Here is a 13,443-nt window from a genome sequence, read left to right as displayed (position 1 = left end):
TTTAGTTCACCCAAATATAAGCAAACCAAATCTTTATTTCAATTACTCAATGCTTTTACCCTTCATGGCGGAGCTAATAGCCTGATCCATCAAGCGTTCAGCAAATGGTCGTGTATATTCGTTCAGGGCGTCAACCTTTTTAAGGATAAGGTCTTTATCGCCACTGGTAAGCGCATCTTTTAGTTCGTTAACAAGTTTTTGCGTTTCGCCGATTTCGGCAATGGATACATAATCGGCATTTTTATCCAGGAAACGCTCTACGGTATAAACCATTTGTTCGCCTTCGGTGCGGGCTTCGATTAGCATGCGTTGTGCCACATCGTCTTTGGCGTGGGTAATGCTGTCCAATAGCATTTGTTCCACCTGGTCATCGGTAATGCCGTAGGTTGGTTTCACTTCCACTTCCTGTTTTACACCTGACCGGAGCTCTATAGCCTGTATTTTTAAAATGCCATCGGCGTTCAGCAAAAAGTTGATGTCCACTTTTGGCAGACCGGCCGGCATCGCGGGAATTCCTTTCAGATCGAACTCGGCCAGTTTACGGTTTTCTTTGATCAGATCACGTTCGCCCTGGTAAACGGCGATCTTCATATTTACCTGCCCGTCAATTGAGGTAGTATATTGCCGCCCTGCTTTGGTAGGTACTTTTGAGTTACGCGGGATGATCACATCCATCAATCCGCCCATGGTTTCAATCCCTAATGATAGCGGGGTAACGTCTAACAATAAAATATCTTTACGGTTGCCGGCTAAAATATCAGCCTGAATAGCCGCACCTAAAGCAACCACTTCATCAGGGTTCAGGTCATCATGAACCGGTCTGGCGAAGAAATCGGATACCATTTTCTTCACCAACGCCGTGCGGGTTGAACCGCCTACCATTACTACTTCATTGATATCGCCGATATCCAGGCCGGCATCCTTTAAAGCATTGTGACAGCACTGGATGGTTTGTTGCACTTTAGGCAGAATCAGTTGCTCAAAGGTATTTCGGTCGATAGTGCACCAGATATCTCCGATTTTTTCATTGAAGATGCTTTGATGAGCAAATGCTTTTTTTGCTTCCTCGGCTTTAAGACGTAATTGCTGTATTAGTTCCCGGTTATTGGCTAAATCAGTTTTATTCAGCTTATTGTTTTCAACCCAGTAATCTACGATAGCCCGGTCAAAATCATCGCCACCCAGGAAGGTATCTCCATTGGTCGATAATACTTCGAAAATGCCGTTTTGTATCTGCAATATCGAAACATCAAACGTTCCGCCGCCGAGGTCATAAACCGCTATAGTTTTTGTTTCTTTAGGATTTAGACCGATGCCATAGGCTAAACTCGCAGCAGTTGGCTCGTTGACGATGCGGAGTACATCCAGTCCCGCCAGTTTACCCGCATCGCGGGTAGCCTGACGTTGCGAATCATTAAAATAAGCGGGTACGGTTATTACAGCGCGGTTAACCGGGGTTTTCAGGGCATGCTCGGCACGTTCCTTTAATTCTTTTAATATCAAACCAGAAAGTTCGATAGGGGTATAGAAACGGTCGCCAACCTTGATCTTTACCAGGCTCTCTGTGTTGTCATCTATTACTTTATAGGAGAAGAAATCCTTATAGTTTTCAATATCGTGATAAGAGCGGCCCAATAACCTTTTTACTGAGAAAACGGTATTCTGCGGATCAGTGATCAGATAATTTTTGGCTTCGTTACCAACTGTTATCTCATCTGCAGGACCGAAATGCACCACCGACGGCACCAATACGCCCTTACCTGTATCATTGATCACTTTCGGGTTTTTATCCGGATCGATAAATGCTACAAGAGAGTTGGTGGTACCAAGGTCGATACCTACAATAATATCTTCCTTTTGCAGAGAGCCTGTTGCCAGGTTGATGGAAATTTTAGCCATGGTAGTTCAATAACAATCGGCAAATGTAGCTAGTTTTGGATAACGGTGTGTCTTTTGAATATCTATTTTTCAATTTGATATAAACTAAGCTGACCACTTTTGCGTTATTTTCGCGAATTGCCTGTATAAGATAATTCACGTTCAGCCAAAATTCTTAATTCACTTTAATGTTCATTTCGCCCCGGCACCGTAGCTTTACACTTAAATCCAGATATAAGCTTTTCTTTTTGCTGCTACTGGCGACTGTTAGTGCAACTATAACAAGGGCTCAGCAATTCGGAGGGAATCCGCCATCGATTCAATGGAACCAGGTAAACACCAAATCAGCCAAGGTGATTTATCCACGGGGACTGGATTCAGCAGCTATGGAGGTGGCCAATATTGTTCAGCAGATGAACAGTACGATTCAGCCTACTATCGGTTATAAACAAAAACAAATCAGTATAGTACAGCAAAATCAAACGACTATAGCTAATGCTTATGTGGGGCTCGCGCCTTTCCGTAGTGAGTTTTTCCTGACACCTGAACAAAATAGCTTTGATATCGGCAGCTTGCCCTGGCCGAAGCAGTTGGCGATACATGAGTTCAGGCATGTGCAACAGTACAACAATTTTAATGTGGGGGCGTCAAAAGTAATGCGCATCCTTTTTGGTGAAGGTGGGCAGGCATTGGCCAATGATCTGGCTGTTCCCAACTGGTTTTTTGAGGGAGACGCCGTGTTCAACGAAACTTTGGTAAGCAACCAGGGCAGGGGGCGATTGCCCTATTTTTTTAATGGTTACCGTGCTATATGGGCCGGTGGGAAGAATTACAGCTACATGAAACTGCGCAATGGCTCCTATCTGGACTATACGCCTGACTGGTACCCAACTGGCTATATGTTTGTTGCCTATGGGCGTGAGAAATATGGCGACACCTTCTGGAAAAATGTAACACATAATGCGGCAGCTTATCGCGGAGGCTTTTCGCCATTGCAAAGGGCCGTAAAAAAATATTCTGGCGAAGATTTTAGCCAGTTCAGGCAGGACGGTTTTGATTTTTTCAAAAAACAGTTTAGTAGCGACTTAAAGCCATTGTCTGCAAATTCTGTTGTAAAATCTCAACATTTTGTTGCCGACGAGGAATACCCGGCATATATAAATGATACGACGCTCATTTATATCAAGAGCACCTATAACCATTTGCCGGTGTTTGTCATAAAAAGCGGGAATACGGAAAAAAATATCAGTGTCCGGAGCATTTCGCTGGATAATTACTTTGCTTATAATGATGGAAAAGTAGTGTATGCTACTTATCGCCCGGATATCCGGTGGACCTACCGTGATTTCAGTGAGTTGGTGGTGCTGGATGTAAATACCGGCAAGGAAAGGCGAATCAGTCACAGCACCAAATATTTTTCGCCGTCATTCAGCCCCGACGGGAAAACCATTGTTGCTGTACAGGTAAATCCATCAGGGAAAAGTACTATTCATCTTATCAATTCAGCAAATGGAAAATTCATCAAAGCCTTCGGTAACCCAGAGAAGCTATTTTATACCTATCCAAAATATTATGGCAAGGATAAGCTTATAGCGGCTGTCCGCAATCAGGAGGGCAAGATGTCGCTCGCATTGATCGATATAACTGCCGAAAAAACGCGCTACCTGCTGCCATTTTCGTATCAGCCTATAGGATTTATTAATGTTAAGAATGATGGTGTTTATTTCACTGCCACATCGGGTATAAATGATCGTTTGTATGCCTTACACATCAATTCAGGCAAGCTGTTTGAGTTGGAAAATGATCAACAGCCTGGCTATATTGGCATTTATCAGCCTGCAGCATCTGATAAGAAATTTGCTTGGGTGGGGTTTACTGCTGTAGGTTACCAGCTCAGTGAGCTGGATAAAAAAGATTTAAAATGGGAAGAAGTTGGGCCGGCTATTCCCGGCAGTTTATCAGATATGGGCATTACTGCCTTGGAGAAAAATCCGGCATCAGGTCTGTTAAATTCTATAAAACCAGAACCCCTAGCGGTGACTAAGTATCCCAAAGCTTATCATCTGTTTAATTTTCACAGTATTATCCCCAACCTGAGCGACCCTGATTACCAAATAGCCATCGTAGGTGAGAATGTGTTGAATACTTTCCAGTCGCAACTGGCATTTACATACAACCGCGATGAACAGTACAAGGAATTTGGATTTGATGCGGTATACGGTGCATTATTTCCGTACCTGATAGCTGGTGCGGATTATACTATCGATCGCCGTGGGCTGTATAAAGGTAGCAATGTTTACTGGAACGAGACCGATCTGCATGGCGGACTTGAAGTGCCGTTAAACTTTAGCCGGGGTAAAAATATCACCGGGCTGGATGTGGGTAGTTCTCTGTATTATACCCAGAATAATTTTCAGGCGCCATACAACACGATTTTACCTTCGCGCCGCTATTTGTATGTGAGCAATTATGTCAGTTTCAGCAACCATATTCAGCGGGCCAGGCAGAATATTTACCCGCGTTTGGGACAGAGTTTGACCCTTTCCTACAAATCAGCTATCAGCAGCTTTACAAACGACCAGTTTTTGGCAGATGTTAATTTGTTCTTTCCCGGATTATCTGTAAACCACAACCTTGTGATCAATGCCGCATACCAGCAGAAGGACGGTAATAACGGCATCAGCTTTTCCAATAACTTCCCGTTCTCGAGAGGATACTTTGCCGAAAACCTGCATAAAATGGACAAACTCGGCGCCGATTATCATTTGCCAATAGCTTACCCGGATGCCGGGATAGGCAATACGATTTATCTACTGCGTTTACGGGGCGATCTGTTTTATGACTATACCCGGGCCTCGGATTCCTATCTTGATGGCAGTAAGTTTAAGAATTTCAGCTCGACGGGCGCAGCTATCTTTTTTGATACCCAATGGTTCAACCAGGTATCTATTTCATTTGGTTTCCGGTACAGCTATTTGTTAGACCCGGACATCTTCGGCTATACAGGGCGTAATCGTTTTGAGGTGATCTTACCTGTGACGTTTTTTTAATGAGTGATTTATTGAATGATTTTTTTATTCAATAAATCACTAGTTCAATAGTTATATGCCATTTGCCAGCTTTATGATCTCCCGCACCTTATTCGCATTCGTCATCAAAATACTGGATTCATCCAGATGTTCACGGCTTAGGATAATATGGTCATTATGGTATTGCATTTGGCTTTTTACAGGTCCTCTGGCCGACGAGTGTATCTCTGTAGCTTTTGTGTAATGTACAAGATCGGCAACGGTGCTTTCACTTACCCCGCTGCCCGGCATAATGATGATACGACCTGCTGCCTTTTCTATCAGATGAGCAATTATATGGGCACCTTCAATGGCTGTGCTTCTACCGCCTGAGGTAAGAATACGCTCGCAACCCATCGCGATGATCTCTTCAAGCGCCTTATCCATATCATTGCACATATCAAATGCACGGTGGAAGGTAACACCGAGACCTTTGTCTGTCGCCATTTTTACCAGCTCAGCGCAACGTTTGGTATCGATACTGCCATCCGGATTCAGAATACCGATCACAACGCCATCGCAGCCTATGTCGATGCAGTTCTGTACATCGGTTTTCATGATTTCAAATTCGGTATCGGTATATAGGAAATCACCTTCACGCGGACGGACCAAAACATATAATTTAATATGCAGTAACTGGCGTGCCAGTTTGATCTGACCGTAGGAGGGAGTGGTGCCACCCTCGCCCAGGTTATCACATAACTCAACACGTATAGCGCCGCCTTCCTGCGCCGAAAGGGCAGAGGTGAGGGTGTTGGCACAAACTTCGAGATTGATCATATAACACGATTTTGGGATTTAATGGATTTAAAAGGATGAATCAAGTATATTATAAAAAATCTACTTATTCGTGTTCTAATAGAAGCTTTTCCCTTTGATCAGCAAATCCTGCTTATCTGCATTGCATACTGCAAAAGAGAAGCCCTGTTGAATTGCATAAGCGCCGTATTCGCCTTTTTTGTTGATGGCGAGGAAACCTACCTGAATATTTTTAGCGGTTTCAGGTTTCTTTTTGATGATACGGTTAACCGCTTCCTTGCAAGCATCTTCCGGAGACAACCCCTGGCGCATTAGTTCAACAACGAGAAAGCTGCCTACATTGCGGATCACTTCTTCGCCAACACCGGTTGAGGTAGCACCGCCTACTTCGTTGTCCACATAAAGACCGGCACCGATGATTGGGCTATCGCCTACACGGCCATGAAGCTTGAATGCCATACCACTTGTTGTACAGGCGCCGGATATATTTCCTTTAGCATCGATAGCAAGCATGCCAATAGTGTCATGGTTGTATTTATTGCCGGGTGCGTGCTGTTTATTCTCAATATTCATCACTGGGCTGTACTTGGCTGTTTTCAACCATTCTTTCCACGCTTTTTCCGATTCAGCGGTTAATAACTTTTCACGTTTAAAACCATGCTCTAAAGCAAACTGTCTGGCGCCGTCGCCTACCAGCATTACATGAGGGGTCTTTTCCATTACCAAACGCGCTACTGAAATAGGATGAGCAATATTTTCAATAGCCGCTACTGATCCGCAATTGCCGAACTCGTCCATAATACAGGCATCCAGTGTAACATGACCATCGCGGTCAGGATAACCAGCCCGGCCAACAGTATGGTTGTTCATATCTGCTTCGGGAACGCGTACACCGGCTTCGACAGCATCTAACGCCCTTCCGCCTTTTTCGAGCACCTTCCAGGCCTCTTTGTTAGCTGGAATACCAAAATCCCATGTAGATATGACGATGGGGGGCGTTGAAGCGGGAGGAGAAATTAGTGTTTTAGCAACTGCTGATTTGGACAATGCTGTAAGCGAAGCGCCCACAGCCGATAACTGGATAAATTTGCGACGGTTAAACATGTCGCTAATATAGAAAGTTTGGATGAGTTTTATCTGTGCAGTGCTTACTGCCCGGCTACATTCATCATCGCTCTTACCTCTACACTTCCGCCTAATTCAAAGACCGGACACTTATTGGCAATGGCTTTGGCAGCGTCTAAATTGTCAGCTTTAATGATCAACACTGAGCTGACCAGGTCATCATTAGCAACATAAGGGATTGGTTTGATTGATTTTTCTTTTCCTGAGATGGTAGCGCCTTCATTAGTAGGGCGGTAGCCGGCTACCAGATCGCCGGATTGTGCCAGGTTACCCATATACTCCTGCCATTTTTTGATATTATTCTGGATCTCTTCATTAGATGACGGCTTAAAATTAGTTTTAAACCGAACGACCATAAGATATTGGGGTTTTGCCTTTTCCTGAGCAAATGAAATTGCACCAGTAAACAAAAGAACTGTTAAAAGAAAGATCTTTTTCATGATTAGTGATTTAAGGTTTATGATTCTGTATTGATATCCTCGTCGGACAAAGGGTTTTCTTCAGACAAAATTTCCCCGGCTTTTTCTAGGTCTTTTACAAACACTTTCAGTTTGATGCCGCCTCCACCCTGGTTATAAACAGGGTATAATACGCCCAGGCTCTCATCTGATATCAAAGACGGTATACCATTCGCTTCAAGTTTGGCGCGGATGATCTCGGCTTCCATAATATTATAATAGGTCCTAAAAGTTACTATTTCATCATCTTTTTGCATATGCATTCAAATTATTTCTTTGCATTTTGAGTATGAAACCTACTGTTGATGCTGTCATAAAGTTCATTGAAATCGCATTTAAGGCCATTAGCAGAAATAAAGATCGGAGAGCCAAAGCTCTTGTAGTTTATTTGCATCGCTTTTTTTGTGATCAAGCGGGTTTGCTTATTTATATATTCTTCAGGATTATTAACTACAACCATGATCATACTCTGATTGACAACTACGGATTTTCTTACAGCTTCAATATCTTTCCATGGAATGAAACCAACGGAAGTGCCACTTGAATTATCATTTATACCCGAATCGTTAATAATAAGCCCTGGTTTATTATCAAACATCTTCCTCAAAATCAAGAATGCACATAACCCAAAAAACAGAATTGACGCGACCCCAAAGGCAAAAACTAATTCTGGGCTTTTATGATTATATTCTGTACTTAAGCTTTTGGGATTCGTTATAAACCATATTCCCGCTAAAACGAAGGCTGTTGATCCGATTAATAGCAGGGCCAGTTTATTTTTGCTCAGTGGTATTTCAATCTGATCGACCTTAATCATAAAGTTTACTTCTCCTCCAAAAATGAGAATTTGTTTTGGTTAATTTGAATAATTATGAACCGCATCGACCGTATATCTGCCATTCTGATCCACCTGCAATCGCGCCGTGTTGTTAAAGCCGGCGATATTGCTGAACGTTTCAATATCAGTTTGCGCACTGTTTATCGTGATATTAAGACTTTGGAGGAAGCAGGGATACCCCTGATTGGCGAAGCAGGTATCGGTTATTCCATTATGGATGGCTATCGTTTACCACCGGTAATGTTTACGCGCGAGGAGGCAACCGCATTCCTTACGGCTGAAAAACTGATGGAGAAGCTGACCGATCCATCTTCTGACGAAAATTATAAGTCTGCTATGTTTAAGATACGTTCTGTGTTACGTATGGCTGAAAAAGACTTTCTTGAAAATATCGATGGCCATATCGAGGTTTTGAAAAGCAGGCGTGTGGCTCCCGGCTCCAAGCTGGACCTGAACCCTTTGCAGATCATCCTAAAGGGAATAGGCGAGCGGCAGGTGTTATCCATCCATTATTTTGCAGCACATAACCAGCAAAAAAGCGAACGGTGTATTGAACCGGTTGGCGTGTTTTACCTTGATAATTACTGGCACCTGATTGCCTGGTGCCGTCTGCGTGAGGATTACCGCGATTTCAGGCTCGATCGCATCTCGAATATATCGCTTACAGGCGAGCGTTTCAGAACCCAACACCCCAATTTGAGTGAATATATCCAGGAGTCTGCAAAGGAAAAGAATTTACAGGCAGTAACCATAAGGGTCGAAAAGAAGATCGTTCAATATCTGAATGAGCAGAAGTATTACAACGGCTTCGTATCTGAAAAAGAGGTTGACTGCATGGTAGAAATGACCTTCCTCACTGGCTTTATCGAAGGTTTTGTGCGATGGATAATGATGTATGGCGATATGGCAGAGATCGTCAGCCCTTGCGAGCTAAAGACGAAAATAAGAGAGTTGTCAGAAGTGATCATGCAACGTAATAGCTGATCAATATCCAAAACCCTGCTGACATAGGGCTGTCATTTTGCAGTTCTTTCTTTGTATCATGGAAAACAAGGAAAGATACTGGATAACGGTTGTATCCAAAGATCATATCAAACGTGGTGTAGCCGGCGGATTTATGCAGGCTAATCATGGAAAGCCCGGCGCATTAAAAAAACTCCATGTAAATGACTGGGTAATATTCTATTCGCCTAAAGTGACCTATGAGGGCGATGAAAAGCTGCAGGCTTTTACCGCGATAGGACAAGTAAGTGGGAACGAAGTTTATCAGCATAAGATGTCTGAAAACTTTATTCCCTACCGGAGAGACGTTCAGTATTATCGTTGCAGGGAAACACCATTTATTCCCCTGATTCCTCAAATGGAGTTTATAAAAGACAAAAGAGCCTGGGGATATCACTTCCGTTTCGGCTTTTTTGAGATAGGAAAAACTGATTTCGAGTTGATCCGTTCGAGAATGTTAGATAGTCAACATAAATCATTAACAACCAATTCATAAAACCATGGGAAACTTAAGTTTGACAACATCTATTGATGTTAACGCGCCGGCAACAAAAGTTTGGGAGGCGCTGACCAATCCGGAGATCGTAAAAAAGTACTTCTTCGGCACCAATGTGAAAACCGACTGGAAAAAAGGCAGCCCCATTATCTGGGAAGGGGAGTGGGAAGGCAAGAGCTATCGTGACAAAGGTGAGGTACTGGATATTAATCCGGGTAGGTCTGTAAAGTATAATTACTGGAGCACGATGTCTGGCACCGAAGATAAGCCGGAAAACTACCAGGATATTACCTATGATCTGAAAGAGCAAGGTGGTAAAACCACATTAAGTATCACCCAGGAAAATATTAAAAATGAAGAAGCTAAAAATCATTCTGAGCAAAACTGGCAATGGGTCTTTGGAAAAATGAAGGAGATGGTGGAAAGCGGTGAGGTTTAAGTTTTAATTGATATAGATTTTGTAAAAATCTGATTAAAAATTATTTATATTTAGATATAACGATTAGTTATGAGCCAAAACCTGCCTTTTGAGGAAATAAATAGCTCTGGAATCTTCGTCGCTGGCGTAGCTGTACGCACTACCAACCAGGATGATCGTGCTATGACTGACATAGGAAATCTGTGGGCAAAATTTATGAGTGAGAGTATAGCCGGACAAATTGTTGCCCGGCTATCTGATGATATTTATTGCGTGTATACCGATTATGAGAACGACCATACGGGTTGGTACACAGCGGTGTTAGGTTGTTGCGTTGCCAGTCCGGATGATTCGGGAGGTTTTTTTACCGCATTAATACCGAAGGGGAGCTATCGTGTTTATAAACCATCAGGGCTATTTCCCGAATGCGTGGCTAATGCCTGGCGACAAATATGGCAGGATTGTTCAGCGCGGAACTACATAGCAGATTATGATTTGTATAAAGCCGGAGCAGAAAGTTTTGGAGCTACAAAAGCGGAGATATATGTAGGATTTATTTGATGCAGAAATTTCTTTATTTCAAGTATTTGTTAGTTACATCCTATTAAAATTCAGTCGAGTACCCGTTTTACCTTCAATAATACTTCCGTTGCTGTAAGCTAAATTGCCTGATACCAGCGTATGCATTATTTTGGAGCGGAAGATGCTTCCCTCGAACGGGCTCCAGCCACATTTATATAAGATATTGGATTTGTTGACGTTCCATGGGTTATTCAAATCAACCAATACCAGGTCGGCCCAATACCCTTCGCGAACATAACCGCGTTTATCGATCTGAAAACAGATGGCCACATTGTGTGCCATCTTTTCGGCAACCTGTTCCAGGCTGATCTTGCCATGATGATATAATTCCAAGATAGCCGGCAGGGCATGTTGCACTAACGGTCCCCCGGAAGGAGCTTGTAGGTAAGGCTGTGATTTTTCTTCCAATGTATGCGGTGCATGGTCGGTTGCGATCACATCTATTCTCCCATCCAATACTGCCTTTAAAATACCATCACGATCGGCCTCAGTTTTTACTGCGGGGTTCCATTTGATGAAGTTGCCTTTTGTTTCGTAGTCCTTATCGCTGAACCACAAATGATGCACACATGCCTCGGCAGTGATGCGTTTGTCATTGAGAGGGATATCGTTCCTGAAAAGATGCGTTTCTTTTTCTGTCGAGATATGCAGAATATGCAGGCGGGTATTGTGTTTCCTCGCCAGTTCAACAGCCATCGAAGAGGATAAATAACAAGCCTCTTCGCTGCGGATTTTAGGATGCAATCTTACCGGGATATCATCGCCTAGCAATTCTTTATAATGAGAAAGGTTAGCTTTGATGGTTGCCTCGTCCTCGCAGTGCACAGCCACCAGCATAGCTGAACTGGAGAAAATGTTCTCCAGCGTCGTAGGATTATCCACCAGCATGTTCCCGGTTGATGATCCCATGAACACTTTTACGCCGCACACATTTTGGATATTCGTTTTAAGCACTTGCTCGATATTATCGTTGGATGCACCCATGAAGAATGAATAGTTAGCCAGAGAGTTGCGCGAAGCTATATCATATTTTTGTTGAAGTAACTCCTGGGTTAATGTATTAGGCACCGTGTTGGGCATTTCCATAAAACTGGTTATGCCTCCGGCTACCGCTGCTCTTGATTCGGAATGAATATCCGCTTTATGCGTTAACCCCGGCTCACGAAAGTGCACCTGGTCGTCGATACAACCTGGGAATAAATGCAAGCCTTCGGCGTTAATAGTCTGATCGGCATTGACATCTATGTTTTTGTCTATCCGCTCAATTAATCCATCCTTTACTAAAAGATCGCTAACATATTGTTTGTTTTCGTTGACTATAGTGGCTGATTTAATGAGGATAGAAGACATTTTGACTTTAGATTTTAGAATTACGATTTTAGATTTTACAAAGTTAGCTTTTTAAACGCATTGCTTATCTTCCTGTCTTCCCGACTTTCTGACTTCCCGACTTAAAACTTATCTTTGCCGGATGGGCGCAACTTTCGAGGATTTTAAATTTAATCGCCAATTACTAAATGCTATTGACGATGCAGGATATACCGAGCCTACGCCTATACAGCAAAAAGCCATTCCGCCGATTCTGAACGGACAGGATGTGATGGGCATTGCCCAAACGGGCACCGGGAAAACAGCGGCTTATGTTCTGCCCATCATCATGCGATTGAAATACGCCCAGGGTGAAAACCCAAGAGCATTAATCGTAGCTCCGACGCGCGAGTTGGCCATGCAAATAGAGGAGAATATAAAAGCCTATGCCAAATATACCGATTTGCGTGTGGTTACGCTTTATGGCGGACTTGGCCCTAAAACACAGATCGAACAAGTAAGCAAGGGTGTCGATATTATCGTAGCTACGCCCGGTAGGTTTATGGATATCTATCTGGCTGGCCACCTGGTGATGAAACAATTGCAGGTGCTGGTGCTGGACGAAGCCGACAAGATGATGGATATGGGTTTTATGCCGCAGATCAACCGGATACTGGAGGTGGTGCCACGCAAACGGCAGAACCTGCTTTTCTCGGCAACCATGTCGGATAAGATACATCAGTTGTCGGCAAATTTTTTGGAATTTCCGACTGTAATTGAAGTTACCCCGCAGGCTACTCCGGCCCAGACCGTTGAGCAGCGGGTGTATTATGTGCCCAATGTTAAAACCAAGATCAACCTGCTGAAATATTTGCTGGATAATACGGATGAGATCAAAAAGCTGATGCTATTTTGCAAAACACGCACCGTAGCCGAAGATGTTTATAAATTCCTGATAAGAAAATACAACGAGCAGGAGGTAAGGGTATTGCATGCCAATAAAGGGCAGAATACCCGCATCAACTCCATGAATGCTTTCAAGAATGACGAGGTGAAGATATTGGTATCAACGGACGTGGCGGCGCGGGGAATTGATGTGAACGATGTGAGCCACGTAATTAATTTTGACGTGCCGTTTGTGACTGAGGATTACGTACACCGTATTGGCCGTACAGGAAGAGCCTTACAGTTAGGCGAGGCCATTACCTTTTGTACGCCGGCCGAGGAGTATTACCTCCATAAAATAGAAAAGCTGATCAGGCAAACTATTCCCGTTTTTGATGTCCCTGTGGATGTGTTTATTGAACAAACGGCATTTGAAGAGCGGCAGGAGCAAGCGCGGGAAATCGACGAGCAAAAACGAAAAGAGGATCCGGAGTTTAAAGGCGCGTTCCATGAAAAGAAGACGCTTAATCAGCGCAAAAAATTCGATGCTGCCAAGGCAAAAGCTAATCCGAACTCAAAAGCTGCTAAGGATCGGGCTAAGAAACCATTCAGAAAGAAACGTTAAT

General features: G+C 43.4%; 13 protein-coding genes. 6 read left to right on the top strand and 7 right to left on the bottom strand.

Annotated features, from left to right (window positions below; translation table 11 throughout):
- Window positions 1–42: 42 nt before the first annotated feature.
- Entirely contained in the window at window positions 43–1,899 is a 1,857-nt protein-coding gene (hscA, locus tag Q3A68_RS09110; RefSeq protein WP_302900759.1) for a Fe-S protein assembly chaperone HscA, read from the bottom strand.
- A gap of 167 nt (window positions 1,900–2,066) precedes the next feature.
- Here hscA and Q3A68_RS09105 point away from each other — a divergent pair, with 167 nt between their 5' ends.
- On the top strand, window positions 2,067–4,928 hold the full coding sequence (locus Q3A68_RS09105) for a hypothetical protein (protein WP_302900758.1): 2,862 nt from the start codon (window positions 2,067–2,069) through the stop codon (window positions 4,926–4,928).
- Between the two features lie 51 nt (window positions 4,929–4,979).
- Here Q3A68_RS09105 and Q3A68_RS09100 read toward each other — a convergent pair whose 3' ends face one another.
- From Q3A68_RS09100 to Q3A68_RS09080, 5 genes are all read right to left on the bottom strand, one after another.
- Complete coding sequence (locus tag Q3A68_RS09100; protein WP_302900757.1) at window positions 4,980–5,726, bottom strand: copper homeostasis protein CutC; 747 nt, start codon at window positions 5,724–5,726, stop codon at window positions 4,980–4,982.
- A 75-nt stretch (window positions 5,727–5,801) separates the two neighbouring features.
- Window positions 5,802–6,809, bottom strand: a complete 1,008-nt coding sequence (locus tag Q3A68_RS09095) for a glycosylasparaginase (RefSeq protein WP_302900756.1) — start codon at window positions 6,807–6,809, stop codon at window positions 5,802–5,804.
- A 44-nt stretch (window positions 6,810–6,853) separates the two neighbouring features.
- Complete coding sequence (locus tag Q3A68_RS09090) at window positions 6,854–7,270, bottom strand: YciI family protein (RefSeq protein ID WP_302900755.1); 417 nt, start codon at window positions 7,268–7,270, stop codon at window positions 6,854–6,856.
- A gap of 17 nt (window positions 7,271–7,287) precedes the next feature.
- Window positions 7,288–7,545 (bottom strand): putative signal transducing protein, encoded by a 258-nt coding sequence (locus Q3A68_RS09085; protein WP_302900754.1) that lies wholly within the window; start codon window positions 7,543–7,545, stop codon window positions 7,288–7,290.
- Window positions 7,546–7,556: 11 nt separating this feature from the next.
- On the bottom strand, window positions 7,557–8,105 hold the full coding sequence (locus Q3A68_RS09080) for an STM3941 family protein (protein WP_302900753.1): 549 nt from the start codon (window positions 8,103–8,105) through the stop codon (window positions 7,557–7,559).
- 54 nt (window positions 8,106–8,159) lie between these two features.
- Between Q3A68_RS09080 and Q3A68_RS09075 the strand changes: the two genes are divergently transcribed.
- From Q3A68_RS09075 to Q3A68_RS09060, 4 genes are all read left to right on the top strand, one after another.
- Entirely contained in the window at window positions 8,160–9,110 is a 951-nt protein-coding gene (locus tag Q3A68_RS09075; RefSeq protein WP_302900752.1) for a helix-turn-helix transcriptional regulator, read from the top strand.
- A gap of 58 nt (window positions 9,111–9,168) precedes the next feature.
- Entirely contained in the window at window positions 9,169–9,624 is a 456-nt protein-coding gene (locus Q3A68_RS09070; protein WP_302900751.1) for an EVE domain-containing protein, read from the top strand.
- A gap of 4 nt (window positions 9,625–9,628) precedes the next feature.
- Window positions 9,629–10,063 carry an SRPBCC family protein gene (locus tag Q3A68_RS09065; RefSeq protein WP_302900750.1) on the top strand — a complete coding sequence of 145 codons (435 nt, stop codon included), beginning with the start codon at window positions 9,629–9,631 and terminating at the stop codon, window positions 10,061–10,063.
- A gap of 69 nt (window positions 10,064–10,132) precedes the next feature.
- A complete protein-coding gene (locus Q3A68_RS09060; protein WP_302900749.1) occupies window positions 10,133–10,603 on the top strand; it encodes a GyrI-like domain-containing protein in 471 nt (156 codons plus the stop codon).
- A 33-nt stretch (window positions 10,604–10,636) separates the two neighbouring features.
- Here Q3A68_RS09060 and Q3A68_RS09055 read toward each other — a convergent pair whose 3' ends face one another.
- A complete protein-coding gene (locus Q3A68_RS09055; RefSeq protein ID WP_302900748.1) occupies window positions 10,637–11,974 on the bottom strand; it encodes a dihydroorotase in 1,338 nt (445 codons plus the stop codon).
- Window positions 11,975–12,095: 121 nt separating this feature from the next.
- On the opposite strand from Q3A68_RS09055, the gene Q3A68_RS09050 reads away from it, so the two are divergent.
- Window positions 12,096–13,442 (top strand): DEAD/DEAH box helicase, encoded by a 1,347-nt coding sequence (locus tag Q3A68_RS09050; protein WP_302900747.1) that lies wholly within the window; start codon window positions 12,096–12,098, stop codon window positions 13,440–13,442.
- Window position 13,443 lies beyond the last annotated feature (1 nt).

This window comes from Mucilaginibacter tolerans, assembly GCF_030519375.1.
Classification (GTDB): Bacteria; Bacteroidota; Bacteroidia; order Sphingobacteriales; family Sphingobacteriaceae; genus Mucilaginibacter.
Note: the sequence above shows the minus strand (reverse complement) of the source record. Positions and strands in the feature narration are given on the sequence as shown.